Annotated in this window: 32 protein-coding genes, 1 tRNA gene and 2 pseudogenes; 21 read left to right on the top strand and 14 right to left on the bottom strand. The window is 36.1% G+C overall.

From position 1 onward, the window contains the following. Positions 1 to 61 precede the first annotated feature (61 nt). Positions 62 to 1,315 (bottom strand): BaiN/RdsA family NAD(P)/FAD-dependent oxidoreductase, encoded by a 1,254-nt coding sequence (locus ACIFUW_RS08700; protein ID WP_002288576.1) that lies wholly within the window; start codon positions 1,313 to 1,315, stop codon positions 62 to 64. Positions 1,316 to 1,431: 116 nt separating this feature from the next. Here ACIFUW_RS08700 and gdhA point away from each other — a divergent pair, with 116 nt between their 5' ends. Next, entirely contained in the window at positions 1,432 to 2,781 is a 1,350-nt protein-coding gene (gene gdhA, locus ACIFUW_RS08695) for an NADP-specific glutamate dehydrogenase (RefSeq protein ID WP_002288575.1), read from the top strand. A gap of 111 nt (positions 2,782 to 2,892) precedes the next feature. Then, positions 2,893 to 4,239 carry a glucose-6-phosphate isomerase gene (locus ACIFUW_RS08690; RefSeq protein ID WP_002288574.1) on the top strand — a complete coding sequence of 449 codons (1,347 nt, stop codon included), beginning with the start codon at positions 2,893 to 2,895 and terminating at the stop codon, positions 4,237 to 4,239. 307 nt (positions 4,240 to 4,546) lie between these two features. Here the strand turns inward: ACIFUW_RS08690 and ACIFUW_RS08685 are convergent, their stop codons facing one another. Together ACIFUW_RS08685 and ACIFUW_RS08680 are read right to left on the bottom strand one after the other, a co-directional pair. Further along, complete coding sequence (locus ACIFUW_RS08685) at positions 4,547 to 4,933, bottom strand: YxeA family protein (protein ID WP_002288573.1); 387 nt, start codon at positions 4,931 to 4,933, stop codon at positions 4,547 to 4,549. Between the two features lie 48 nt (positions 4,934 to 4,981). After that, complete coding sequence (locus tag ACIFUW_RS08680; RefSeq protein WP_002326704.1) at positions 4,982 to 5,890, bottom strand: IS982-like element ISEfm1 family transposase; 909 nt, start codon at positions 5,888 to 5,890, stop codon at positions 4,982 to 4,984. Positions 5,891 to 6,102: 212 nt separating this feature from the next. On the opposite strand from ACIFUW_RS08680, the gene ACIFUW_RS08675 reads away from it, so the two are divergent. Further along, positions 6,103 to 7,062, top strand: a complete 960-nt coding sequence (locus ACIFUW_RS08675) for an IS30 family transposase (RefSeq protein WP_002311774.1) — start codon at positions 6,103 to 6,105, stop codon at positions 7,060 to 7,062. 252 nt (positions 7,063 to 7,314) lie between these two features. Here the strand turns inward: ACIFUW_RS08675 and ACIFUW_RS08670 are convergent, their stop codons facing one another. Then, positions 7,315 to 7,464, bottom strand: a complete 150-nt coding sequence (locus ACIFUW_RS08670; protein ID WP_002293931.1) for a hypothetical protein — start codon at positions 7,462 to 7,464, stop codon at positions 7,315 to 7,317. 461 nt (positions 7,465 to 7,925) lie between these two features. Between ACIFUW_RS08670 and ACIFUW_RS08665 the strand changes: the two genes are divergently transcribed. Continuing rightward, the gene (locus ACIFUW_RS08665; RefSeq protein WP_002297633.1) at positions 7,926 to 8,138 is read left to right on the top strand and encodes a hypothetical protein; all 213 of its coding nucleotides are present in this window, start codon (positions 7,926 to 7,928) and stop codon (positions 8,136 to 8,138) included. 277 nt (positions 8,139 to 8,415) lie between these two features. Here the strand turns inward: ACIFUW_RS08665 and ACIFUW_RS08660 are convergent, their stop codons facing one another. From ACIFUW_RS08660 to ACIFUW_RS08650, 3 genes are all read right to left on the bottom strand, one after another. After that, positions 8,416 to 10,215 carry a glycerophosphoryl diester phosphodiesterase membrane domain-containing protein gene (locus ACIFUW_RS08660; RefSeq protein WP_002287775.1) on the bottom strand — a complete coding sequence of 600 codons (1,800 nt, stop codon included), beginning with the start codon at positions 10,213 to 10,215 and terminating at the stop codon, positions 8,416 to 8,418. 123 nt (positions 10,216 to 10,338) lie between these two features. Beyond that, a complete protein-coding gene (locus ACIFUW_RS08655; RefSeq protein WP_002287776.1) occupies positions 10,339 to 10,935 on the bottom strand; it encodes a TVP38/TMEM64 family protein in 597 nt (198 codons plus the stop codon). A 189-nt stretch (positions 10,936 to 11,124) separates the two neighbouring features. Continuing rightward, positions 11,125 to 12,084, bottom strand: a complete 960-nt coding sequence (locus ACIFUW_RS08650) for an IS30 family transposase (protein WP_002301399.1) — start codon at positions 12,082 to 12,084, stop codon at positions 11,125 to 11,127. A 265-nt stretch (positions 12,085 to 12,349) separates the two neighbouring features. On the opposite strand from ACIFUW_RS08650, the gene ACIFUW_RS08645 reads away from it, so the two are divergent. Further along, positions 12,350 to 12,694, top strand: a complete 345-nt coding sequence (locus tag ACIFUW_RS08645; RefSeq protein ID WP_002296337.1) for a carboxymuconolactone decarboxylase family protein — start codon at positions 12,350 to 12,352, stop codon at positions 12,692 to 12,694. Continuing rightward, positions 12,695 to 13,114, top strand: a pseudogene (locus tag ACIFUW_RS08640) (cupin domain-containing protein). A 91-nt stretch (positions 13,115 to 13,205) separates the two neighbouring features. Here ACIFUW_RS08640 and ACIFUW_RS08635 read toward each other — a convergent pair. Further along, on the bottom strand, positions 13,206 to 13,556 hold the full coding sequence (locus ACIFUW_RS08635; protein ID WP_002296335.1) for a hypothetical protein: 351 nt from the start codon (positions 13,554 to 13,556) through the stop codon (positions 13,206 to 13,208). Then, a pseudogene (locus ACIFUW_RS08630) lies at positions 13,522 to 14,852 on the bottom strand (DUF1576 domain-containing protein). Before ACIFUW_RS08630 ends, ACIFUW_RS08635 begins: the two are co-directional and overlap by 35 nt. A gap of 255 nt (positions 14,853 to 15,107) precedes the next feature. On the opposite strand from ACIFUW_RS08630, the gene ACIFUW_RS08625 reads away from it, so the two are divergent. Further along, entirely contained in the window at positions 15,108 to 15,674 is a 567-nt protein-coding gene (locus ACIFUW_RS08625; protein ID WP_002296332.1) for a TetR/AcrR family transcriptional regulator, read from the top strand. Between the two features lie 144 nt (positions 15,675 to 15,818). Then, positions 15,819 to 15,906, top strand: a tRNA-Ser gene (locus tag ACIFUW_RS08620). Positions 15,907 to 16,012: 106 nt separating this feature from the next. Here the strand turns inward: ACIFUW_RS08620 and ACIFUW_RS08615 are convergent. From ACIFUW_RS08615 to ACIFUW_RS08600, 4 genes are all read right to left on the bottom strand, one after another. Next, positions 16,013 to 17,161, bottom strand: coding sequence for a site-specific integrase (locus ACIFUW_RS08615; protein WP_016922368.1), 1,149 nt, complete (start codon positions 17,159 to 17,161; stop codon positions 16,013 to 16,015). A 97-nt stretch (positions 17,162 to 17,258) separates the two neighbouring features. Then, the gene (locus tag ACIFUW_RS08610; RefSeq protein WP_069314774.1) at positions 17,259 to 17,699 is read right to left on the bottom strand and encodes a hypothetical protein; all 441 of its coding nucleotides are present in this window, start codon (positions 17,697 to 17,699) and stop codon (positions 17,259 to 17,261) included. Positions 17,700 to 17,784: 85 nt separating this feature from the next. Then, the gene (locus ACIFUW_RS08605) at positions 17,785 to 17,985 is read right to left on the bottom strand and encodes a hypothetical protein (RefSeq protein ID WP_002317583.1); all 201 of its coding nucleotides are present in this window, start codon (positions 17,983 to 17,985) and stop codon (positions 17,785 to 17,787) included. 20 nt (positions 17,986 to 18,005) lie between these two features. Next, positions 18,006 to 18,842, bottom strand: coding sequence for a LexA family transcriptional regulator (locus ACIFUW_RS08600; RefSeq protein WP_069314773.1), 837 nt, complete (start codon positions 18,840 to 18,842; stop codon positions 18,006 to 18,008). Positions 18,843 to 19,014: 172 nt separating this feature from the next. On the opposite strand from ACIFUW_RS08600, the gene ACIFUW_RS08595 reads away from it, so the two are divergent. The 13 genes from ACIFUW_RS08595 to ACIFUW_RS08535 all read left to right on the top strand — a co-directional run bounded on the left by ACIFUW_RS08595 (position 19,015) and on the right by ACIFUW_RS08535 (position 25,646). Next, positions 19,015 to 19,257, top strand: a complete 243-nt coding sequence (locus tag ACIFUW_RS08595) for a helix-turn-helix transcriptional regulator (RefSeq protein ID WP_069314772.1) — start codon at positions 19,015 to 19,017, stop codon at positions 19,255 to 19,257. Between the two features lie 38 nt (positions 19,258 to 19,295). Next, complete coding sequence (locus tag ACIFUW_RS08590; RefSeq protein WP_069314771.1) at positions 19,296 to 20,045, top strand: antA/AntB antirepressor family protein; 750 nt, start codon at positions 19,296 to 19,298, stop codon at positions 20,043 to 20,045. A 23-nt stretch (positions 20,046 to 20,068) separates the two neighbouring features. Then, positions 20,069 to 20,329: a hypothetical protein gene (locus ACIFUW_RS08585; protein ID WP_002323902.1), complete on the top strand. Its 261-nt coding sequence runs from the start codon at positions 20,069 to 20,071 to the stop codon at positions 20,327 to 20,329. Between the two features lie 48 nt (positions 20,330 to 20,377). Next, the gene (locus ACIFUW_RS08580; protein WP_016922361.1) at positions 20,378 to 20,575 is read left to right on the top strand and encodes a hypothetical protein; all 198 of its coding nucleotides are present in this window, start codon (positions 20,378 to 20,380) and stop codon (positions 20,573 to 20,575) included. 21 nt (positions 20,576 to 20,596) lie between these two features. After that, complete coding sequence (locus tag ACIFUW_RS08575) at positions 20,597 to 20,926, top strand: hypothetical protein (protein WP_058138102.1); 330 nt, start codon at positions 20,597 to 20,599, stop codon at positions 20,924 to 20,926. Continuing rightward, complete coding sequence (locus ACIFUW_RS08570; RefSeq protein ID WP_069314770.1) at positions 20,926 to 21,150, top strand: hypothetical protein; 225 nt, start codon at positions 20,926 to 20,928, stop codon at positions 21,148 to 21,150. Before ACIFUW_RS08575 ends, ACIFUW_RS08570 begins: the two co-directional genes overlap by 1 nt. 9 nt (positions 21,151 to 21,159) lie before the next feature. Beyond that, complete coding sequence (locus tag ACIFUW_RS08565) at positions 21,160 to 21,354, top strand: hypothetical protein (protein WP_069314769.1); 195 nt, start codon at positions 21,160 to 21,162, stop codon at positions 21,352 to 21,354. Between the two features lie 2 nt (positions 21,355 to 21,356). Then, positions 21,357 to 22,379 carry a recombinase RecT gene (locus tag ACIFUW_RS08560; RefSeq protein WP_069314768.1) on the top strand — a complete coding sequence of 341 codons (1,023 nt, stop codon included), beginning with the start codon at positions 21,357 to 21,359 and terminating at the stop codon, positions 22,377 to 22,379. After that, positions 22,342 to 23,157: a PD-(D/E)XK nuclease-like domain-containing protein gene (locus tag ACIFUW_RS08555; protein WP_069314767.1), complete on the top strand. Its 816-nt coding sequence runs from the start codon at positions 22,342 to 22,344 to the stop codon at positions 23,155 to 23,157. Before ACIFUW_RS08560 ends, ACIFUW_RS08555 begins: the two co-directional genes overlap by 38 nt. A gap of 15 nt (positions 23,158 to 23,172) precedes the next feature. Then, entirely contained in the window at positions 23,173 to 23,955 is a 783-nt protein-coding gene (locus tag ACIFUW_RS08550; protein WP_069314766.1) for a hypothetical protein, read from the top strand. Next, positions 23,955 to 24,803, top strand: a complete 849-nt coding sequence (locus ACIFUW_RS08545; protein WP_002335805.1) for an ATP-binding protein — start codon at positions 23,955 to 23,957, stop codon at positions 24,801 to 24,803. The genes ACIFUW_RS08550 and ACIFUW_RS08545 overlap by 1 nt, the downstream gene beginning before the upstream one ends. Continuing rightward, positions 24,800 to 25,042, top strand: a complete 243-nt coding sequence (locus ACIFUW_RS08540; protein ID WP_002301754.1) for a hypothetical protein — start codon at positions 24,800 to 24,802, stop codon at positions 25,040 to 25,042. Before ACIFUW_RS08545 ends, ACIFUW_RS08540 begins: the two co-directional genes overlap by 4 nt. 142 nt (positions 25,043 to 25,184) lie before the next feature. Then, positions 25,185 to 25,646, top strand: a complete 462-nt coding sequence (locus tag ACIFUW_RS08535; RefSeq protein WP_269528389.1) for a DUF1064 domain-containing protein — start codon at positions 25,185 to 25,187, stop codon at positions 25,644 to 25,646. A gap of 6 nt (positions 25,647 to 25,652) precedes the next feature. Here the strand turns inward: ACIFUW_RS08535 and ACIFUW_RS08530 are convergent, their stop codons facing one another. Then, positions 25,653 to 26,087 (bottom strand): hypothetical protein, encoded by a 435-nt coding sequence (locus ACIFUW_RS08530; protein WP_010725774.1) that lies wholly within the window; start codon positions 26,085 to 26,087, stop codon positions 25,653 to 25,655. Positions 26,088 to 26,124 lie beyond the last annotated feature (37 nt).

The following is a 26,124-nucleotide window of genomic DNA, read 5'->3' as shown; positions in this document are numbered from 1 at the left end:
ATAAAAGAAAGAAGGAGGCCGGGATGTTGTTTGTCCAGTCTCCTTCTTTCTTTTTTATACATTATGCTCTTTGCCCGGCATTCATTCCTGCTACATGCCCTGTAGCGAAAGCCGCTGTGATATTAAAGCCGCCAGTATAACCATTGACATCCAGTAATTCTCCCGCAAAATACAGACCATCAATGATTTTACTCTCCAATGTTTTAGGATAAATTTCCTTTAGAGAAACCCCTCCGCCAGTTACAAATGATTTCTCAATAGGAAAAGTTTTGTTGATTGATAGCTTAAACTCTTTGCATAGTTGAACAAAATCTTGAATTTGTTTTTGAGAGGCTTGTTGTCCTGTCAGATGATCCATTTCAAGCCGCTCAAGAAAGAAAACTAACAATCGCTCAGGCAATATACCATGCCAAGCATTGACCAAGTTCTTTTTGGTTGCTTTACTTTTTTCTGTCAATATATGAATAAGCTCTTGTTTGGTTTGTGTAGGGAAACAATCCAGAGAAAGTGTCACTGGTTCTCCCGTTTTCTCTAATTCTTTATTGACAAAACTTGAACAACGCAGTGCAGCCGGACCAGAAATACCGAAATGGGTGAAAAGTAAATCCATCGTATGTTCAGTCAATACACGACCTTTTTTATTTAAAACGCGTAAAGTGATGTCTTGTAAAGAAAGCCCTTGAAGTGTTTTCTCCTGAATATACGGTTCATCCGATATCAAGGGGGACTCTGTCGCATAAAGAGGCGTCACCGTGTGACCCACTCGCTTCACGATCTTGTACCCATCTCCAGTAGAACCAGTAGATGGATAAGTCCGTCCACCAGTTGTTAAGATAATGGCAGGAGCATGGAACTCTTCGAATTCCGTGCGTATACCGTAAATTTTATGTTCTTTGTGGATCAATTTCTCTACTCGAGTAGAGAATAGAAGCGTCACATCTAGTTCTTTCAGACGATTGAGCAATGCTTCGATAATCGTTTTTGATTTATTTGTTACAGGAAACATCCGTCCATGATCCTCTTCTTTTAAATGTACGCCTTGTGATTCAAAGAAGTTCATGATATCGAAATTATTCCATTGCGCAAACGTACTATATAAAAACTTTCCATTTCCAGGAATATGTGCAATCAAATCATCAACAGGACGATTGTTCGTAACATTGCACCGACCACCACCTGTCATCAGTAGTTTTTTTCCTGCTTTTTTGTTTTTTTCGATCAAGAGTACGCGTGCGCCTTGTTCAGCTGCACTGATCGCTGCCATCATCCCGCTTGTTCCAGCGCCGACTACGATCACATCATACAGTTTTTCCATTCCCTCACCTCAAGGAAAGTGTAGCATATCTGAAGAAAGAAAACAGAAAAAAATGTTTTGAGCCAAAAGAGAAAATGAGCTAAAATGAGGGAAGATAAGCAAAGGAGCGTGGAACGATGACAAACGCAACAGAATATGTTCAAGCAATTCAAGAAAAGCTACATCAAAAGGATCAAGGGCAAGAAGAATTTTTACAAGCAATCGATGAATTCATGCCCACGGTTATGTCTTTTTTGGACACTCATCCCGAATATATCGAAAAGAATATCTTAGAACTTTTAACGGAACCAGAAAGAGTTATTCAATTTCGAGTGCCTTGGCAAGATGATGAAGGAAACTGGCGAGTAAATAGAGGGTACCGTATCCAATACAACTCAGCTATCGGCCCTTATAAAGGTGGATTGCGCTTCCATCCTAGTGTCAATCTAAGTATCTTGAAATTTTTGGCTTTTGAACAGATTTTCAAGAATAGTTTAACCGGTCTGCCAATCGGTGGAGGAAAAGGCGGAAGTGACTTCGATCCTAAAGGAAAATCTGATAATGAGATCATGCGTTTTTGTCAAAGTTTCATGCTGGAATTGTCAAAACATATCGGCCCATCGATTGATGTTCCTGCGGGAGATATCGGTGTAGGAGCTAGAGAAATCGGCTATTTGTTCGGCGAATATAAACGATTGAAAAAATATGATACTGGTGTGTTGACAGGTAAACCTTTGGATTTTTGGGGAAGTAAGATACGTACGGAAGCTACTGGTTATGGATTAGTGTATTATGTCAAACATCTATTGAACGAAGAAAAAGATTCATTTAATCAAAAAACAGTTTTTGTTTCCGGAAGCGGGAATGTAGCCATTTATGCAATCGAAAAAGTGCAAGAGCTAGGCGGGAAAGTTGTTACATGTTCAGATTCTAGCGGGTACATCTATGATCCAGAAGGAATAGATGTGAAACTATTGAAAGAAGTCAAAGAAATCAATAGACAACGTTTGACGGAATACGCAAACCAACGTCCTTCTGCTATTTATCATGCTGGAGAATCTGTTTGGACATTGAAAGAAAAAGCGGATATCGCTTTGCCATGTGCTACTCAAAATGAAATAGACGAAAGCTTGGCCGAAATCTTAGTAGAAAATGGGATCAAAATCGTAGCAGAAGGCGCTAATATGCCATGTACAGTAAAAGCTGTTTCTGTTCTTCATGAAGCAGGCGTGTGGTATTGTCCAGGAAAAGCTGCTAATGCTGGAGGAGTAGCAGTATCTGCTTTAGAAATGAGTCAGAACGTCCAGCGATTGACTTGGGAAAGAGAGCAAGTGGATGAGCAGCTGGATCAAATCATGGAAACGATTTACCATACGTGTCGCCAAACAGCAGCCGAGTACGGCGACGAAAAAAATCTGCTTCTTGGAGCAAATGTTGCTGGATTTGAAAAAGTTGCCAAAGCAATGGCAGCAGAAGGTTTAGTTTGAAAAATGAAACTTTCTTGGAAATATTGTCAGCATTTTGTTTATTTGCTTGAAAAATAATAAAAAAAAACGTAAAGTATTACCTGTAGAGTAAACCTATAAGGAGGAGAACAAATGGCACACATTCATTTTGACTATTCAAAAGTAGCACCGTTTGTCAACGAACAAGAGTTAGGGTACATGCAAAGCCAAGTAACAGCAGCCCACAACGAATTACGGGAAGGTACTGGCGCAGGAAGCGACTTCCGCGGCTGGATCGATTTACCAACGAACTATGACAAAGAAGAATTTGCACGTATCAAAGAAGCAGCTAAAAAAATCCAATCTGATTCTGAAGTATTAGTTGTTATCGGTATCGGTGGTTCTTATTTAGGCGCTCGTGCAGCGATCGACTTCTTGAATCACACATTCTTCAATTTATTAGATAGCAACACAAGAAAAGCACCACAAATCTTCTTTGCCGGAAATTCAATCAGCTCAACATATATTGCTGACTTGATCGAAGTAATCGGTGATCGCGACTTTTCAGTAAACGTTATTTCAAAATCTGGAACAACTACTGAACCAGCGATTGCGTTCCGTGTATTCAAAGAGCTTCTTGTTAAGAAATATGGACAAGAAGAAGCAAACAAACGTATCTACGCTACAACAGATAAAGCAAAAGGTGCAGTTAAAGTAGAAGCAGATGCAGAAGGTTGGGAAACTTTCGTGATTCCTGATGACATCGGCGGACGTTTCTCTGTATTAACTGCTGTTGGTTTGTTACCAATCGCTGTTAGTGGTGCAGATATCGATGCATTGATGCAAGGTGCCGCTGATGCAAGCAAAGCATACTCAAGCGACAAACTAGAAGAAAACGAAGCTTACCAATACGCAGCAATGCGCAACATTCTTTACCGTAAAGGCAAAGTAACTGAGTTGTTGATCAACTATGAACCAGGAATGCAATACTTCTCAGAATGGTGGAAACAATTGTATGGTGAATCTGAAGGAAAAGACCAAAAAGGCATCTATCCTTCAAGCGCAAACTTCTCAACTGATTTGCACTCTTTAGGACAATTCATCCAAGAAGGACGTCGCAATATTTTTGAAACAGTTGTGAAGGTTGAAAAACCTCGTAAATCAATCACAATTCCTGAACAAGCAGAAGATTTAGACGGTCTAGGCTACTTGCAAGGAAAAGAAGTGGACTTCGTAAATACAAAAGCATTTGAAGGAACATTGCTTGCTCATACAGACGGTGACGTGCCTAACTTGCTAGTCAAAATTCCAGAAATGGATGCTTATACATTGGGTTATACAATGTACTTCTTTGAAATTGCTGTAGGTATTTCAGGTTACTTGAATGGAATCAACCCATTCGACCAACCAGGTGTAGAAGCTTACAAGAAAAACATGTTCGCACTTCTAGGCAAACCAGGCTTTGAAGATCTTGCTAAAGAATTGAACGAACGCCTGTAAGATAAGGGTTTTTCGCTAGATTTAAATAATCAGTGATAGAAACATGTTCGCTTTAAAATGAAAACTGGTACCCATTTAGGTACTCAAACATACTGCATCGTTTATTCAGAATAAGGGGCTGTGACAAGACGTTTGTCACAGTCCCTTGTTTGTATAGAAATCGATTGATTGCCTTGCTCTTTAGTTTGTTTTAGGACTTTAAGAACAGTGAGGCTGACTTCGAAGGTTAATTCTGTTTTTTTGTTTTCTAGAATCAGTAAGCAAAAAAGCACTCACTTCGAGTGCTTTTTTGCGATATATTCTTAGCTTAAGATAGGCCTAATTTTTCTTTTACAGATGAGGGTACCTTATCGCTGGTAATTACTTTTTTCTCTATGATCCGCTTTTCGCTTGCTTTCAACTGCAAGATCGTTCCTTCGGGGTAAGCAGAACCATTGGCAGAGTCACCAGAAGTAATGACATCGAAATCTAACTGTCTTTTTTCACCGTTTTCAGCATAAGCATCTACGTTGTATTTAAAACCTCTTCCAATTACTTCCCCATTATCTGCTTTGATATCAGTTTCTGCAGGCATTGGAGCTTTGACTACCGCATAATAATCTTTACCTACATAAGTAGACTGATAGTAGTCCCAACCTTTCCATCCTATAAAAGCAATCAATATGATAACGATCAACCCTAAAATTTTTTTCATGAAAGATCTCCTTTTTTATTTTTATTATACCCGTGGTGCTAGTTAATTTTAATATCCTAAAGAATATCTCAAAGTTCCTTCAAAACGTCGTTGTGCTCGACTTAATAGAACACTGTAAGCCAGTAATATGCTTTCAAATCTACTCTCTAGCCCTTTAACAGAACGTGAGTTGAAATTTTGACAACCTAATTTTTCTAAGGAAGAAAAAACAGTCTCAACTGTTTTTCTTTGTTTTCCAAGTAAGCTGTGGTCTAGTTTTTCTGATTTATCCATGTTTTTACGTGGCGGAACGGATATAGTAATGCCCTTAAGGGCAAGCTTTTCATGGATTTTATGGCTAATATATCCTTTGTCCCCTAGGATATTGGGAAGATTCGCTTCTTCCGATAAAGTCTCTAACACTTTCACGTCATGGACACCTGGATTCGTGATTGAGTAAGTAATCGGAAAGCCAGTCTTAGTAACGATCATATGAATTTTAAGACCATAAAAATAAGATTTTTTTGTTGAGTTATAGCCAACTTTGGCTATTTGATTCAATAGTTTTGCTTGTCTATTTCTAACTGGTTTACATAATGGACTAGGAAAACTATCTATAATTCCGACTAGTTCACCTTTGGTGAGCTTCTTGATGAAAAAGTATCGAATAATCTTGATAGTGTAAGCTAAGTTTGAACTTAAGCGAGTGAATCGACTCCTACTAGGAAAGTCACCATTAGGAAATAAGACGGAACAAACCGCTCTATACGTGGCTCTTTGGCTAGTATAGCCATTAATTATGCCCCATATAACACAAGCAATAATCACTGTATCGCGTTGCTTCAGTTTATCAGTATTTCTTCGGTTTTTAATCTTATCTGGTACACAATTGTGGTATATGTTAGAAACAGTTCTCATAATTTCCTTGAATGTTATAAAAGTATCTGTATAATGTTCAGTATATTTTGATGAACGCATATGTAGTCCTCATTTCTTGGGAGTTTTGAGACTACTATATGCGTTTTTTTGTTGATTTACCAACATGTTTAGACATTTTCCTCTAGGAAAAAATTAACTAGCACCACGGGTTTTTATTACGCCGATTGTAAAATTAAGCTAGACAACTAAAAAAGTCATTTGTGCTACACTCAAAATAGTTCCGACCAAAGAATTATAAGGAGTGAGTACAAATGACCTATACCCATCTTACAACGGATGAACTTGTAATAATAGAGTCTTATTTCAAAATGAATCAATCTGTTGCTAAAACTGCCCATTGCTTGAATCGTTCAAGACAAACGATCCATAAAGTATATCTGTTCTTCAAGCAAGGAAAATCAGCCTTAGAATATTATCAACAGTATAAGAAAAACAAATCAAACTGTGGTAGACGTCCGCTTGTTTTACCCGAGGAACAATCAGAATATATTCAAAGAAAGGTTGTTCAAGGATGGACACCCGATGTGATTGTTGGTCGTGCAGCGTTTCCTATTAGTTGTTCTGCTCGTACCATTTATCGTATGTTCAAAAAGGGGCTATTTGATTCTTCTGACTTACCGATGAAAGGCAAGCGTAAACCGAATGGACATCAAGAAAGACGTGGAAAACAAACTTTCCGCCGCTCTATTCATGAACGTGAAAAGGATTATAGCCAATTCTCAAATGAGTTTGGTCACCTTGAAGGTGACACTATCGTAGGTCTGAAACATAAAAGTGCTGTAATTACCTTAGTTGAACGATTATCAAAAGTTATCATCACATTGAAACCGTGTGGTAGACAAGCGATTGATATTGAAAAAAAATTAAATCAATGGTTTGAATCTGTACCGAAAAACCTATTCAAATCCATCACTTTTGATTGTGGAAAGGAATTTTCAAATTGGAAACAGATCAGTAATGTCAATGATATTGCCATTTATTTCGCTGATCCAGGAACGCCGTCTCAAAGAGGCCTAAACGAGAATTCTAACGGATTGTTACGTAGAGATGGTTTATTGAAATCTATGGATTTCAATTCAGTAGATGAATTTTTTATTCAATCTGCCGCATCTAAACGAAATAATATTCCTAGAAAATCACTGGATTATCGAACACCTTTGGAAGTATTTTTGAGTTACGTAAGTATTGATGATCTGTCTAACTTAATTTGACAATTAAGATTATATTAAATATTATACAGATAATAACGGAATATTATCATCGAAACAGCTAACAAAATTGTCATAAAAAACGAGATGGTTGATATTAGAACTTGTGTTTTTGTTTAGGTCTAGAGATAAAGAGAGACAATTTCCAAATATATGTAATGAATACAAAAAGACGTTTGTCGCGGATTACCGTTACAAACGTCTTTTATTGATTTTCCGAGATCTCATCAGTCGCCATTTGGAATGGTTCACTCCTTATCTAGATTCGTTTAATGCTCGGACTGCTTGTTCGATTGTAATACCAAACGCAACGTTATTTTCGTTTTGTGCATCAATCGCCATAAAACGGTTAGAAGTTGTATCAAAAGCTACGCGGTATTGCATATTTGTTTTTGTAAACGTCATAAAATTCATCTCCTTTGTAATGTAATTTAGTTCTTGAAAGTTTCCTTTAAACTTTCGAACTTATACCAAGTTTAGCATCGTACGTTTTTTGATGCAATTAAAAAGCATTTATCATTTTCCTTATTTATTTTTTCTTAAATGGTTTAGCTATTTTCTTTTAATCCGATAAGTAGCCCAATCATCAAGGTTACAAATACTATTGCTTGAATATAAATCATATGCTCACCTCTTTATAAATAACTTAGCAATATAAAGAAAAAAACGCACGAACAACATAGGAATATAAACAAACGTTTTTGTCACAACGTCTAAGATCGTGTTAAAAAATAGTTATCTAAAAAGCAGAAAGATACTCAAAATAAAAAATAAAAAAATGGATAAAAACGTTTTCAAATACAAGGTAATTTGTTATTATAAAATAAAGAAAAAACAAAATAAAAATAAAGAAAAGAGGGAATGAAATGGTAAAAGCAGAAGTAGGAAGATCTTATATATGCAAACCGATCGGAGTATCTCATGAACTAATCGGCTGTATTGAACGTACATATATCAACACGGCTGTCGTGTATGTTGAAAGTTATGACCAACGAGACTATCAACTTATCAATGAAAGCAAGTATCGCATGCTCGTAAAATTCTGTGATATTAGCGCACCTGCTGAATTGGTTTCTTAAACAGTATTTTTGAGAATTCGCAAGAACTCCCTTATAATATAAATAAAGACAGAAGGGAGCGAGAAGATATGCCAAAAAGAAAAAGTTCAGGGAAAATGGGAATTATTCTTGCAGTGATCTCTGCAATTCCTGCTATTTTAGCTATTGTTCGTGCGATGAAGGAATCAAGAGAAAGTTAAGCACACATTATGAGCGTCAAACAAAAAACGCATATACCTGCGGTGGCAGGTTATGCGTTTTTTGTTGTATAAAGACTTTTTTCATTAACGATTTTTGATTAGCCGACTCCCAAAACAAAATTTAGCAGTTTATCTGAATAAGTGATTTCTTCATCTGTTTGTTTCACACTTTCATTTAGTAGTCCCATCTCATCGGTTATGATACCATCCACACCATAAAACATCATGCGACTCATAGCATCTGAATCGTTGATTGTCCATACATATACTTCTTTTCCGTCTTGGTGGGCAGAATTAATGAAGTTACGGTTGATCGTACTATATTCCATTGTCAGAAAATCAGCAGGCGTCACAGGGGGCCCAACAATATTGAAAGGTAAGATGTAGCCCACATAAAAGTTTGGTTCTGCTTCTTTTAAATCTGAAACGGTTTGGTACGTCAAACTTTGCAAAATATGATGGTTCTCTAAGATAACTTTGCGGTATTTATGGACAAATCGTTCGACAAGGTCATCCGAATCTTTTTTAGAGGTCTTGATCTCAATAAGTAATTTTTGGTTTAGCTTATGTGCTTTTTCCAAATAAGAATCAAAAGAACAAACAGGGGCTTGCACTCCGTTTTCAGTAACTGTAAGATTTGTCAATTCTTTCAATGTAAGATCCTGTGGTGTTCCATTTACCCCTGTTAAGTGACGAAGATTTGCATCATGCATCACTACGAAATGACCATCTTTTGTTTCCTGAACATCCATCTCTACATAATCAGGATGATAGTCTCTGCTTGTTTTTTCAAGTGCTTCTAAAGTATTTTGCGCCCCATTTTGGGTACTCACACCTCTGTGAGAGACAGTCACTGGTTTTGTCTGAACAGCTGAAGTCAGATAATCCATATTGTAAAGACAGACGCCAATACCGAAAAAAACTGCAAAAAGAGTCAAACCAGTGTTTTTCAGCGCAGAGAAACGCAAGTTGGGGGCTTGTGGGATAAACCACTTAGGGATCTCAGGCAAGAAGCCTTCGTCATCCATGAAATCAACAATGATATAAAAAATCCCTACGGTAGACATCACGATATTGAATAATAAAATCCCTTGTAAAAGCGTCATAGCAAACACAGCGCTGATCAATGCATAGTCTGGGAAAAATTGTTCAACCATACTTTGTGCCAAAATAACAACGATATATCCTAAAGAAGAAAGGAGTAAAATCGTACCGCCAATCACAATAAATTGGCCCGTGATGGCCAAAAGACGCGATTTGGTCAATGACCAGCTTTCCCGAATGGCTGCTCGAAAAGGACGATCCCGTAGAATCATTTCCGGTAAAGCAAAAATCAGTCGAATCCCAATATAGCCAAGGAAAATATAAACGAGTAAAAAGGAACTGACGATGATCCAACGATTAGCAAAAATAAAATCCATAATGAAAGCGGGGATTTTTATTTTTGACAGTAGATCAGAATTAAAACTTAATCCGCTGATCGGTAGAATCAATAAAAAATAAGCAAGGAAAAACAAAAAAGTAATGGGTCTCACTTTCTTCAGCTGAAGTATCGTCAAGTGTAAGAGTTGCTTCAAAGAGATTGGTTCTTTCTTTTTAATAAAAAAAACACTCATCAAAAGAAAAGTAAATTCGAAATAAACTAACAGTAAAATCGTCATCAAAACTACGATTAACGAGAGTAGAACCCCAGGATGTTGAGAAAAAATTGAAGGAATATTGTCATAAGACAAATAGTCAATTGCCCCTCGGTGTAAAATAAAACGGGTCGTACTGCTCAATAAGGGTAAACAAATAAATAAAATAAAGCCATGCATCAGCAAGACATCACGGAAATAAGCTTGTGTTCCTTTTAAAAAGTCCCAAGCATTACCTAAGCTACGTTTCAAATAATTCATCCTATCACCTGCTCTTCACATTGTAGCGCAAATCTAATGAAAAAGGAAAGGGTGCAGTGTGTTTTGCAGACCCTTTCCCAGATTTAACATTGTCAATCAATGACTAATTTTACAAAATAAATATTATCCAAGAAGACCACTTAGATATTGACCTCCATAAATCAAGGCCATACTATATAAGAAAATCGACAGTGGTTTAGCAATCAAAATGATTAGTGTATATCGTTTCACTGACATGTTTGTCAATCCAGCCATCAAACATAACGCATCGTCAGGAGCAACTGGAAGAAAAATAGCTAGAGCAAACAGCTTCTCAAAACGGTTTTGATTATCCAGCCAGCCAATATATTTGTTATATGTCTTATCGCTAATCATGGAAAGTATGAATGGCTTTCCATAACGACGCCCTAGCAGAAAAATGATAATCGAACCAATGCAGATTCCAATATAGTTATAGATAAATCCAGCATAAGGGCCAAATATCAGGACACCAGCTGCAGTACTGATCCCTCCAGGAATGATTGGAATAACTACTTGCAGGATTTGGATGAAGACAAAAATAATCGGTCCTAAAATGATGGAATCACCTACTAATCCTCTTAACGCATTCAAATCTTTGAAAACACCTAAATTAATAAAATAAATCGTCAGCGCGATTGATAGGCCTAATCCGATAATGGATATGAAATTTATCAGTTTTCGAGAGGCAGCAATATTCATTATTCATCAACTCCTTAGAGGTTCTTTGTTAACTATACTTTACTAGAAAAGCAACTAACTGCGCCATTTTTTGATATGACAGAAAACAAACAATTTTGTAAGTTCATCATAAGTATAAAAGATTGATCTCAAAAAAACATCCAACTAAAGACTTATTTAATAACTTGTTTTTTTTAAAATTCTTAATTGTCAAATTAAGTTAGACAGATCATCAATACTTACGTAACTCAAAAATACTTCCAAAGGTGTTCGATAATCCAGTGATTTTCTAGGAATATTATTTCGTTTAGATGCGACAGATTGAATAAAAAATTCATCTACTGAATTGAAATCCATAGATTTCAATAAACCATCTCTACGTAACAATCCGTTAGAATTCTCGTTTAGGCCTCTTTGAGACGGCGTTCCTGGATCAGCGAAATAAATGGCAATATCATTGACATTACTGATCTGTTTCCAATTTGAAAATTCCTTTCCACAATCAAAAGTGATGGATTTGAATAGGTTTTTCGGTACAGATTCAAACCATTGATTTAATTTTTTTTCAATATCAATCGCTTGTCTACCACACGGTTTCAATGTGATGATAACTTTTGATAATCGTTCAACTAAGGTAATTACAGCACTTTTATGTTTCAGACCTACGATAGTGTCACCTTCAAGGTGACCAAACTCATTTGAGAATTGGCTATAATCCTTTTCACGTTCATGAATAGAGCGGCGGAAAGTTTGTTTTCCACGTCTTTCTTGATGTCCATTCGGTTTACGCTTGCCTTTCATCGGTAAGTCAGAAGAATCAAATAGCCCCTTTTTGAACATACGATAAATGGTACGAGCAGAACAACTAATAGGAAACGCTGCACGACCAACAATCACATCGGGTGTCCATCCTTGAACAACCTTTCTTTGAATATATTCTGATTGTTCCTCGGGTAAAACAAGCGGACGTCTACCACAGTTTGATTTGTTTTTCTTATACTGTTGATAATATTCTAAGGCTGATTTTCCTTGCTTGAAGAACAGATATACTTTATGGATCGTTTGTCTTGAACGATTCAAGCAATGGGCAGTTTTAGCAACAGATTGATTCATTTTGAAATAAGACTCTATTATTACAAGTTCATCCGTTGTAAGATGGGTATAGGTCATTTGTACTCACTCCTTATAATTCTTTGGTCGGAACTATTTTGAGTGTAGCACAAATGACTTTTTTAGTTGTCTAGCTTAATTTTACAATCGGCGAATAAAAAAAGCGTTAGCAACTATGCTTAAAAAGCATATCGACTGAATAAACTAAGCATTGGACAGGCTGAAAGACTACATTTAAAATGAAATGCGAAGAAACAATAGAAAATAAAGTTGCCTTAGAACCATAGTTGAATCACCTAACAGTCGTGAAGGGAGAATAAGAGAAATGGCAGAAAAACAAACCGCAGGACGAGATCAATTAGGAGATTTTGCACCAAAATTTGCAGAATTGAATGATGATGTTTTATTTGGACAAGTATGGTCCAGAGAAGAATTATCTGCTCATCAGCGTAGTATCATCACCATATCTGCATTAATTTCAGGAGGAAATTTTGAACAATTGCCAGCTCATCTGAAGATTGGCAAGCAAAATGGCATTACTAGTGAAGAAATAGCAGAAATCATTACCCATTTAGCTTTTTATGTAGGATGGCCAAAAGCTTGGTCAGCTTTTAGTTTAGCAAAAGAAATCTATTTAGAAGAAAATAGCGAAGATAAGAAAGAGGCGTAAATGACGACAAAACACGAAGAAATACACAATGGCGTGATTTTTCCAGCAGGTGAAAAAAACGAAGCTTACGCTCAAGTATTTACCGGGTAAAGCTATCTGAATATGTTAGTGAATGATCCCGAAGTTTCTGTTGGTGTAGGTAATGTAACTTTTGAACCAGGTTGTCGCAATCACTGGCATGTCCATAAAGACGGCTATCAAATCTTACTTGTGACCGGAGGAGAAGGCTGGTATCAGGAAGAAGGAAAGCCAGCAAGACGATTAATGGCTGGAGATGTCGTCGTAACGCACAAAGGGATTAAACATTGGCATGGTGCGACAAAAGACAGTTGGTTTGAACATTTGGCGATCACTGCTGGTAATTCAGAGTTTTTAGAACCTGTAACAGATGAAGTGTATGAAGGATTGGAAAATCAATAATGTCAAGCTTGAACAGCTCCTGAAAGTAGATTTTAATCGAACTTTCAGGAGCTGCTTTTTTGATTCAGTCTTTTATAAATAGAAAATAGGGTTAATAATAGGAATGAGAAGCACGTCGAAAGATCTTAATATTGATAATCGGCTGGGCATACATGATTTCCACGTCATCAATCAAACTACCTAACAGATGATAATCTTCCCGATCATGTCGGGGATTACCTAATAGTTCTTGATAATAGATTTCCATACTAGGGTCCCGAGGATTGTTCAGCAAATCAGCAAGTACATCTAAATCTTCTGGCTGAGTTTCTGCCGTACCCTGTATCTCTATGAAAAGCCCTTCCTCAGCAAATTCTACTCCAATACGTATTTCAGTTATTTCATGGGAATATAAATAAGTAAGAAGCTCATCGATGATTCTTTTTGATAATTCTTTTTCCAAGTGTCTTTTTTTCCTTTCTGACAGCGGTAAAGTTATCTAGTATCGGTACAAGGATACCTGCAACGAAACCAGTTGAAAAACCACTGTTATATAGATTTAGTCCTCCGTGCAAAGTGCTGACGTTATGGACAAGAGCAATATGTAGTACACCAGCTATTACACCGTAAAAACTGCCGTAAAAACCGCTTATGGGCGCGAGACCTGTCCCAAACACAGCTGCAACAAGCATGCCAGTACTGGTGATCTCATGAAAAGTTCCAAACAAAGAAGCAATAAATATTCCGACTAGTATCGGAAAACTGTTTTTTAAATGACAACCAAAAGCACTGAAACCCACCGCAGATAAAATAGCACCGATGACAGGTCCATTTAACTGACCGCCAACCAGCAAAACATAAGAAGACAGCATCAGACCAACTAAGCCTATGTTGATCAAAGTAGCACCAATACCAGAATTAGCAATGAAATCAGTTGTCAATTTTCCAGATGAATCGAAAATTTCTCGAATCCCCAAAAGCCGAAAGGAATTATAATAGAAACCAATTCCGACTGTCAGCGAAAAAAAGCCAAAAATAATCCAAATGAGAGGAAAGTGATATTCATTGAAAACCAATGTATTTTCGACGATTGAATAGCTGAATAACCTCAAAACAGCAGTAAAAGTCATCGCAATCAACCCAGAGGTGAATCCAATATTATAAAGTGTGAATCCACGATGGAAAACTAAAGTTTGAGCAGCTAAGGGCGGAAGAAGTAGACCAATTGCTATGCCAGCTAAATTCCCCAATAAAATACCTATCAGTAAAGGAAAACGCATACCAAAAGTGATATAACTAACGACCGGTGATAATGCGCTACCAAACAGTCCGATCATGATGTACTGAGAAAAAGGTTTATTGACAAATACAGCGTATAGATACACACCTAAAATGATTGAGATAGAATTATAAAGGTTTTTGCCAAAAAAAGAGAAACCGGTAACTGTTAGAATCGAAGCAAATAAGGGACCGTTTAAAATCACCTTGTGCCGATAAGCTAAAAGCACAGAAAGTAAGGTCAAAATCCCTACATTTATGAATGCGCTTCCGAAACCGCCTAAAGCAAAATAATCTGTCAAAAGATTGCTTGGCGAGGTAAGAATAGTTAGCAATCCACTCCAATTATCAGTAGGAGTATTAGAAAGCAAGCCAATAAAAAGAAAAAAACACCTGTAAAACCAAGATAAAAATACTTTCTTTTCTGTGAAACGATTCGTTTTTGAGGATGAATATAAATAACGTCAGTTTCGTTTTCCATTACACACCTTCTTTTTCATTTTCTTTAACTATAACTTGAAATGAAAGATTTGGACAACTATCATTTAGGTCAAAACTAAAAATGTAAGGGAACCCATTGAATTTAACCAAATTTTTTTAATTTTGCAAAAAAAAGTTAAAGAAGACTGAAAAAAAATTTAAAATATAACGTTTTGAGTAAAATGTTTGCAAAAAATGCTAAAAATAGGGTACAATAAAACAACATATACTGCAGTAAAGAAGTGGGGGAGTTTTAATGAGAAGAAAAGTCTATACCAAGGATCAAATTCTAAAAGCTGCTTATGATGTTGTTGCAAAGGAAGGGTTTAAAGGATTTACTGCGAGAAATATTGCTAAAAAGATGGGGATTTCGACACAGCCGATTTATCTGGAATTCAAAAACATGGAAGATTTAAAAAATACGTTGCTGGATTCTATCTTTGAACAACTAAAAGAAGATGTTTTCCCTATTGAACGTACTGGTGATAAAATCATTGATCTCGGTTTGAACTATATCTACTTTGCAAAAAAGCATCATAGTCTTTACATGGCATTGTACATTGATGAACATGGGGACGGAAAGAAAATGCATGATTTTTCATACAATTATTTCCGTGAAATAGTTAAAGAAGATGAAAGATACAATCAATTATCGGATGAATATGTCGATGCTCTGCATACTGGTACATGGGTAGCAGTGACTGGCTTAGCGTCATTGATGTCATCAAACATCATGCATCCAACAGAAGAACAAATCATTGCACTGATCAAACGGACAATTGACTCGATTTTAGCATTAGATAATCCTGAAATAATCAGATAGTGTTCTATCAGTATGAATTTGATCGGTAAGTCCGTTGGCTGCAAACTGTCAATGGACTTTTTTGCTAAAAAAAGCGATTTCTGTTATTTATCTATTAGAAATAGGCTTGACATTTCGTGAAAAAAGTTTAAAAATAGTACTTACGGAAGGTTGGCAGAGTGGTAATGCACCGGACTCGAAATCCGGCGAACCGGCTAATACCGGCGCGCAGGTTCAAATCCTGTACCTTCCTTATATAACATTTCATAATAGAGGCGAAAACATTGATATACAGGCATTTGCTTGCAATGCTTTCGCCCCTGTTTTTTTGTTTGAATACGTCTTTGAATACGTTCTGCTTAAATACCGATATATTTTGCGAATTGCGCTGCTGTTTTTTCTTTTCGTTTGTCTGTAATGTGGATATATAGATCCATAGTTATTTGAATAGACGAGTGGCCTAAACGTTCTTGTACGTCCTTAATATTTGCACCAGCTTCTAAAAGTAAACTAGCATGTGTATGTCTAAGACCATGAATAGTAATACGTTTAAGATTATTTTGTTTGATAATCACTTCTAACCATTTACGAGGCTTAGATAATTGGAGATATTCGTTTTTCTGGTTAGAAAATACCAGTTGATTTTTGCTTAACGTATTAATTCCCAATGTTAACAACCATTTTCTTTGTTCTAATCGCCATTTCTTCAAGGTGTTCATAGTTTCATCATCGACTGGTATATCTCGCTTAGAATTTTTGGTTTTAGGTTGCTCTACATAAAGGCGTCTATTTTTTCCTCTGGCGAGAGTTTTATTTATCTTGATATAATTATCGTCAAAATCAATATCTTTCCATGTGAGAGCTAAGAGCTCGCCTACGCGCATCCCTGTGAAGGCTAGTGTCCGAAAAAAAGAATACATACGAATATCTTTTTTCTTTTCTACTGATTTCAAAAAGATTTCTAGTTCTTCTTTACTAAAAAAGTTTAAAGTATCTTTTTCATGAACAGAGACCTTTCTTTTCGGAACTGTGATTTTTTTAAAAGGATTATCTTGTAGATATCCTAATTTAATAGCATAATCACATATACGCGAAGCATTATTGATGAATTCTCTATACAACACAAATTTTTTTACCTTTTCATTAGCGAACTTTTGAGCTATATCAATCGATATTTTGTTGATTTTAAGAGCACCAAATGCTGGTAATATATGATTCGCAAACTGTTCTTTTGTTTTAACGAAAGAACTTTCTTTTACTGTTTGTTCATAATTTACGATCCATAAATCGTAAACTTCTTGAAAAGTTAATTCTTTAGTTTTATTTAGACCATTACTTTCGTATTCCAATTGTAATTTGGTCAGCGCTAATTGAGCTTCTTTTTTTGTTTTAAAACCTCTTCGTGTAGTTCTCACTTGTTTGCCAGTCAAGGGATCTACTCCCAAATAAGTTTGAAACTTCCACAATTTTTCACCGTTTTTCTTTTTGTATTGTTCGAATGTTGCCATTTTTTTCGTCCTTTCGCTCGGGTAAGTGTTCGGACTAAAATAGCTTGCATCACCTCCTTAGTTATACGCTTGCTTTAGGCTGGTAGGCGTTTATATTTTATTGATCGCTTTCTAATGGTGTATTTACGCCTTTATTAGGGTCTAAATTACTATATAGATATAGGACAGTGTAATTAGTCGCATCTTTTTTTGAGTAAATCAAAGAAAAGTTGTATTTTTTGTCTTGCCAAGTAAAATCTCCAGTACCATTGTAGACATTTTTGTACTCTTCACCAGTTTCTGCATTTTTATCGTCAGGAAATTGAGTAACTTTGATAGATTTTAAATCCATCTTCAAATTATCTATCGAATATATTTCTTTAATGTGTTTTTCGGCAATAGTTGCAAATTCAGCAGTTTGATCAGAGTCTACTTCTTTGATAGTACTGTTTGTCTCACTATAATTTTTTGATTCCTTTGTTTCAGCTGTTGATAATCCACATCCTCCCATAACTGTCACTGCTAATAATCCAATAATTCCAAATTTAATAAATTTCATTTTCTACTCCTTATCTCTATGGTATTATTTTATTGGAGAATCTTAGAAATAAGGTTTCGAGTCCGTGTTGCTGCACGGGCTTTTTTTATTTAAATAAATCCCAAAAACTGAATGTAGTTTTCTTGTATACTTTATTGTAAGCAGCCTTTTTTGGGTCTTTAATCCAGCCGCTACCTTTTTTCCCATAACCAGGAATAACTGCTTTTTTTACTTTTCTTTTTGCTTTTCCAGTAGTTCTAGCGCTAATGGATTTTTTTATACTTGGTTTTCTCATTCCAATTTTCATTTTATACCCTCTCAAATTAATTATAGTTGGACAATATATACAACGACTTTCCCGTAAATTTGAACGTATTTAGTATCATCATAATTAACCACAATATCAGTGAAAGAAATGTTGGAAGAATCGGGTCTGAAAATGATACGTTTATTTTGTTGATCATTTATATATCTTTTTACAGAAAATTCGTTATCGTTGCTAAAAACAACTATATCCCCATCCTTCAATTCCTCACAACTCATTACCTTTTTCACAGCAATCAACGAACCATTTGGGATAACATTATTCATAGAATCCCCATTTACTTTAGTAAAAAACACGTCTTGATAACCTGCATATTTTCCCATTGCATAATCAGGTATAGCAATTTGTTCAATATGATCTTGATCGAAAGCTTCGACTGAAGAGGGGATGCCAGCAGCGACTGAAGTGTCAAAAAAGTTATAATCATGTGTATCATGATAAACAGCAGTTATGTTATTGCCCCTCTCTGTTTTCATCTGATTTAAACTCACCCCTAAGGCGCTTGTCTTTTTTGCAAGTTGGAGAAAGTCATTTTCATTAAACTTCTTTCCGGAACTCAACTCGTCCATTACATCTTTTTTCAGTCTTAAAAAATCGTAATTATGAGCAAATCTAGGATCAATATCGATCTCGGAGACTCCAAATGCTTTTGCAATTTTTTTGACATTTTCTTCTTTTATTGTTGATCTTTGAGAGAAATAACCAGAAATAGTTGAAGCGGGAATACCTGTCATTTGGGAGATTTGAGCTTGAGTCTTTCCGCGAGTCACTTTTTTTAGGTTCTCAGAAATTTCTTTACGTAGTTGTTTTTCGAAGTTATTTAATGGTGGTCTAGCCATAACTGTCATACCTCCTGATTCATTATTATATAAAAGATTGTAACGGATAAACTCGTTATTTACAACTTAATAGCAATAAAATAACTTCGTTTTTTAAATAAAAAAACGAGTTTACTAATTGACATAACGAGTAAACTCGTTTATAGTGTTTTTATGAAAAGGAGGTGTTTAAATGAAAAAGAAAATTTCATTAGAAGCCGCTAGAATTTTAACAGGGATGACTCAAAAAGAAGCGGCTTCTAAATTTGGCGTAAACTACCAAACTTTAGCAAGTTGGGAACAAGATTCAAATAAAATGAAACAAAAATACGTTCAAATGATTCCAAATATTTACAATGTTTTACCAGAAGAAATTTTTTTTGGGAATAAAAACGAGTTTACTCGTTATTGGCAAGGCAAAACAGTATTCAATTAATTAAATAACTAATAAATTCGTCGTGAGGAGTGTAATCAATGAAAGAACTAATCAAAGTAACAACAAATGAAGAGAATGAGCAGTTAGTAAGTGGTAGAGAGTTACATGAATTTTTGGAAGTAAAAGAGCGGTATAATGATTGGTTTCCGAGAATGAGAGAGTATGGATTCTCTGAAAACGTTGATTTTATAAGTTTTACTGAAAAATCAGTAAAAGGTGGAAGACCTCAGAAAAACCATTTTTTAAAGTTAGATATGGCAAAAGAAATCTCAATGCTCCAACGAACAGAAAAAGGAAAACAAGCGCGTCAATATTTTATTGAAGTAGAAAAAGAATACAAACAACAATTACTTGATACTTCAAAGCTAAGTCCAGAACTTCAAATGTTCCAAGGAATATTTAATGCAGTAGCTAAGCAAGAGTTAGAGACAAAACGTTTAGCAACACAAATGGATAATATTACTGAAATTGTGGCACTGAATACAACTGATTGGCGTAGAGATTGCCGAAACTTTGTAAATAAAATGGCACAAACGCAAGGTGGCTATGGTGCTTATCAAGAAATTCAAACAGCGATATATGAAGAAGTTGATCGTAGAGCTGGTTCCTCTCTCAAAACTAGATTAACCAATTTACGTAACCGTATGGCTGGCGAAGGTGTTTCAAAATCCAAGCGAGATAAGACAAATAAGTTAGATGTAATCGAAAGTGATAAAAGGTTAAAAGAAATTTATTTATCTGTAGTCAAGGATTTCGCTATTAAGTATGGAGTTTGGAAAGAAAAATAAAATTTGATAGGAGGTTCAGGATTATGGAAGTAATCTTAACGCCTGAAAATGAGGCAGCACTTCGTAGCTACATTCATGAAATCATAACTGATGAAATTGCAAAAGCAAGAAGAGATGCCTCAGTTGATAAACGTGTATTAAAGCAAATAGAGATAGCGAAATACTTCGGAGTATCAACTGCAACTATTCGTAAGTGGGAAGATAAAGGACTTCCATTCGGGCGTATAGGCGATCAAAAATTTTACGACAAAGAAAAATGTAGAGCATGGGTTCTAGCACAATAAAATATCGGGTAAGTGTTCGGAAATAATGACAGCAAAGAAGGGGAATTTATGGACAAACTAAATACAACAATCGTATTCAGTGCACCAATCATTATTTATCTGCTGAGTGTCTGGGGAAGTAAACAAGCTTTGATCGGGGTAATTGTCTACCTCGTTTGGATGTTCGCAGGGTTAGATGAAGCTGAATATCAAACTAAAAAAAGACACGAACGCCGGCAAGCAGAATCGTGTCCTGAAAAATATTAATTACAAGGAGAGTTTATCACAATGAATGAAAAAATCCAAAATTTAATTAAAGAGTTAGCAGCTGAATGTGCGAATGATGATCTAGGAATGTCAGTTAGTGTAGTCGATGAAAAAGGGGAAGTCGTTCTTGGACAAGCTGGAAACGATAGCTTGGTTGCGTGGAGTGTTTACCGACAGTATGAGAAAACAAAACGTGATTTGCAGAATAATAATTGCAATTGTGAAACTCATGGTACTTTAAAACAATTGTTTGGTATTGAATATGAAGATCCAGAGTTTGAGGAATGGTATCAGGACTTTCTACGGTTTGCCGAAAAAATGGATCGCAAGAAAGGTGGTATCAAATTCTGATGATCTCAGTTAAAGGGCTAGGCGATGAAATATTCGAAGCAATGATGCACAAAGCACAACAAGATGTACAAGACAAAATCTTAACTGCAGCAAAGTATGGACAAACAAGTTGCACTGTTCGTTCAAAAGGGCTGACACCATCATTTCTAGCAGCATTAGAAAGTGAAGGTATTTCAAACATTCAATGTGAAGACGGTAGTGTCAAATTATTTTGGGATTTTTAGGAGGCCGTGATGAAAGACTTTGATTCTTTAGGCGCAAGACAGCAACCGCAAGAAGAAGCCAGAGCTGTCGGTGTTGATTGGCAAGGAAATTCTTTGTATCCAGGAGATTCTTGCTATTTAACAGAAGAAGGCTATGTACCCGTAGACGACATTCTAGAGTATGCGCAACAACATTATCCAAAGATTGAATTAGGAGGAATTTAGAAATGGCAAATGATTTAACACAAACAATACAACGTTCATTAGACGAGCAGGTAATCAGTAATCTTGGGCGGTTACAAGAACAAGGCTTAGAAATGCCACCAGGATATAGTCCACAAAATGCGTTAAAAAGTGCTTTTTTCGAACTCACTAACAATACAGGAGGAAATTTGTTGCAGATGGCTGCAAACAATCAAGAAATGAAAACCTCCATTTCTAATGCACTTTTAGACATGGTCATTCAAGGGTTATCTCCAGCAAAAAAACAATGCTATTTCATTAAATACGGAAACAAGGTTCAGCTAATGCGTTCATATTTTGGAACAATGGCGGTCCTTGATCGTGTAACTGGAGGGGCAGATATTACGCCTGTAGTCGTTCGACAAGGTGATGAGTTTGAAGTTGCAATGGATGGACCGAACATGGTTGTCAAAAAGCATGAAACAAAATTCGAGAATTTAGACAATGAAATCATTGCAGCCTATGTAGTTATCAAGTTAGCGAATGGTAAAGAGACCACAACAGTCATGACGAAAAAGCAAATCGATCATAGTTGGGCGAAGTCAAAAATGAAAGGTTCTGGACCACAAAAGGAATTTCCAGAAGAAATGGCTAAACGGACAGTAATCAATCGTGCAGCTAAAACATTGATCAACACAAGCAACGACAACGATTTATTAGTTCAAGCTGCAAAAGATACGTTAGAAAATGAATTTGACAATGATCGGAAAGATGTAACGCCACAAACAGAAAAAGTGGCTACTCTCGAACAAAAATTCTTTTCAAACAAAAAGATTACTGAACCAATACAAAAAGAACCAGATCCGATTGTGATTCCAGATGATATCCAAGATGAAGTAACTCGAGTTGCTGACGTACCTGGCCATTCAGAAATAGAACAAGCACATTTAATCGAAAATGAGGATACCGATCCGATTCAAGAAGAATTATTAGATATTCCGGACTTTGGACGTGAGGAAGGTGTAGACGATGTCTCAGAATTTGAAGACGATGAGTACCCTTTCTGATGAAAATTATTACTCCAATGAAGCTGACTGGCAGTACATGTCGACATCACAATATAAGTCCTTTTTAAAATGTGAAGCCGCAGCCTTAGCAAAGTTGAAAGGCGATTGGTCACCGACGTCGGATCCCAAAGCCTTACTCGTCGGAAACTACGTACATTCTTATTTTGAATCAAAAGAAGTACATGAAGCGTTCAAAGAAGAAAATAAATCCAGAATGTTTTCTAGTAGGAAGCCGTATGGATTGTTGAAAGATTTCCAAATTGCTGAACAAATGATTGAACGACTTAAACAAGAAGAAGTGTTCATGAACATCTATCAAGGTGAGAAAGAAATGATTGTGACTGGGGAACTATTTGGAACGACATGGAAAGGCAAGATTGATTGCTTGAATGTTGAGGATGAGTATTTTGTTGATATCAAAACAACAAAAGACATGCATGAACGGAAATGGAACGAAAACTATGGATCAAGAGAAACGTTCATTGTCAATTTTGGTTACGTGCTTCAAATGGCGATTTATCAGGAATTACTTTTCCAACAATATGGAAAAAGTTTTATGCCGATCATCGCCGCAGTGTCCAAGCAGACACCAAGCGAAGCAAGACTGATCACGATTGATCAGGACAATATGGATTATGAGCTGGTTATGTTAAAAGAAAAAATTGAAAGAATTGTCAGAGTGAAGGACGGCGAAGAGAAGCCGAACCATTGCGGTTTGTGCGAGTACTGTAGAGGTAATCTTCCAATTACTGGATTCACTAACATGGACGATTTGTAGAGTGGTGGTGATGAAATGACCGGAGGATGGATAAAGCTTTATCGCCAATTACTCGAGAAACCTATTTGGCAAGAATCTACACCAGAGCAAAAAGTTATCTTAATTACCCTTCTTTCAATGGCGAATCATGAAGAAAGAGAGTGGGAATGGCAAGGCGAACCGTACAAAGCAAGTCCAGGTCAATTCGTTACTTCTCTCGATAGTATTAGAAAAAAATGTGGTAAAGGTATCTCATTGCAAAATGTTAGAACTGCTCTAAAGAGGTTTGAAAAATATGAATTTTTAACAAACCAACCAACAAACAAAAATAGGCTTATAACCATTGTCAACTGGGAGGTTTACCAATCAAAAGACAACGATCTAACAAAGGAACTCACAAGCAACCAACAAGCAACTAACAAGCAACTAACAACTAACAAGAATGAAAAGAATGAAAAGAATGATAAGAATAATAATCCTCGCAACTCTCGAAAAACACGAGAGTATGCAGATGACGATCCAAATAAAAAATTGGCCATTCTTTTATTAAAACTCATTCGAAAAAATCAAAACATCAAAGAACCTGATTTGGATAAATGGGCGAATACGATTCGTTTAACAATTGAATCTGACAAACGAACTGGTAGAGAAGTTCAAGACATGATTGTTTGGGCCACAAGTAATGATTTCTGGTCAGGCGTAATCTTATCTCCAACGAGTTTGAGAAAACATTTCGATAAAATGGCTATCCAAAAAAATAAAAGAACGCAACAAAATATTTCTAATGATGAGTTACCAGAAACAGGTGAGGATTGGTAATGAATAAAAAACTAAGTGCAATGGCTGCACCTTACGGCGGATTAAAAACAGCAGATCATAATTGCCCGAAATGTGGTGATCCATTGTATATCTGGAAAACAAAAAATAAAGATGGTACTGATCGATGCGGTCCTACATGTATCAATAAGATTTGTGGTTACCGAGAAATGGTAACTAAAAATCAAAAAGAAGCTATCCAAAAAGCGAATGAAGCAATGAAAAAGGACGCTATCAATCGAATGCTTAACAGTTCAATGATTACAGATGATGCCATATGGACCTTCGATTTTGATGGATACAAAGTAGTTGATCAGGAAACAGCACAAATAAAAGCGATGGCTCAAGAATGGGCTAAAAAAATCGTAAGTGGCAGCACGATTCACGCGGTTATTACTGGTAGAACAGGAGCCGGAAAAACCCATCTAGGTGCTGCAGTGATCAAAGAAGTAATGATGGCATCTAATTATAAAATTGCCTGTTCATTTATAAGCTATCGAGAATTATTAGAGCAATTGAAATTTGCAATGAATGATCCAGAAGCAAGAAAAGCTGTGACAGGTTCGTTGATGGCTGAAATTAAAAAGACGGATTTTGTAGTGATTGATGATTTAGGTGCGGAGCTAGGAAGAATGGAAGAAAACAATCAGGCAACGCCTTATGATGTTGATGTTCTCACATCGCTCACAGAAGCTCGTCTAAACAAAGCTACGATATTCACAACCAATTTATCATCGAAGCAATTAAAACACGCATACGGCGAGCGAGTGTTCTCTCGTGTAATGAATGGGACAAAAGGAAACATAGCCGTATTCAAAACAACGACAGACAAAAGGAGGAATCCAGTTTGACCTTTGTAGTGAAAAAAATGTGCTACTTAGATAGCCGAGGGCGAGGAGAAGCCAGTGTCGAGTTTGCTAAACACCACACGACTAAAGAAGAGGCTGACCTTGTTGCAAGTGTTTGTGGCGGCGAAGTAGTCGAAGTTATTAAACCCAAAAGACGATTTTCAAAACCTAAGACAAAGCCAGTGAAAAAAGAGTGTTGTTGTCCGAAAAGTAACCAAGCATGGATGAGAGGTGCAAAATGACTTGTTTAAAATGCAACGATGAAACAGTTATTTGGTATAAGACATCGCTTGGATGGTCAACTTGTGAACCTTGTCCAATATGCAATGAAAATGGACGACGTTCGAAAGAACGACTCGAAAGACTAAAGAAGGAGTATAGCAAATGGCAACAAGAAGCAAATACGGAAACAAAAAGCACGAAGTAGACGGCATCACTTTTGATTCTAAAGCAGAAGCTCGTTATTACATGAAGTTAAAACGAAACGGTATGAGTTTTATGCCTTTATCTGAAACCTACTGTGCCATGCAAGAAAATGTTCTGCTGCAAGAAGGGTATCTATGCAACGATCGTAAGATTGCACCGATTTATTACCGAGCTGATTTTGTGATTTATGAGAATGGCCAAGTGAAAAAAGTGATTGATGTCAAAGGTTATCAAGATGCAATCTCTATGCTCAAAATGAAGATGTTTGCTTATCGATACGGTTTTCCAGTGACATTTGCTAAGTTCGATTCAAAAATCAATAAATTCATTGAAATGGATTGTTTTGAATCAGCAAGACAGCAACGAAAAAGACAAACGGAACGAAGAAAGAAGAAGCTACATGACGAAACTTCTTCATAAAAACTATTATTTAGAAAAATAACCTATAAGCAAAGTAACTATAGAAGATATAACAGCAATTAAAACTTTTTCAAAAAAAGGATGTCGATTAAAAAAAGATTGGTTACGCAAAAAGTTTTCTCCAGAAACAGTAACTGTAGGATAAACGGCTTCTAATTCAGGAAAAATCTCTTCTTCGCGTTCCAATATCTCAATATTGCTTACGTACCCTTTCTCAATAGCTAAAAAGATTGCATTGAGATGATCGTCGTTATCTAAATAAGCATATCTTATGTTTTTGTTTTCCGTATATTTTCCACTAGCTACATTTTTTAAGAACTTGTTCAATATACGTGATTCTGTTTGTTTATCGAAAAATTTAACGTAGAACTTTGATCCAATTATTTTACTAAATTTTCTTCTCAAATACATCTTTAAAGACACGTTAATTTTATAAAGCATCTTGATTTCAACTCCTTAATAAAAATCATATCAAAGA

The organism is Enterococcus sp. PLH-Efm8, from assembly GCF_053011625.1.
The sequence above is the reverse complement of the archived record's forward strand: the minus strand, read 5'-3'. Positions and strand labels throughout refer to the sequence as shown.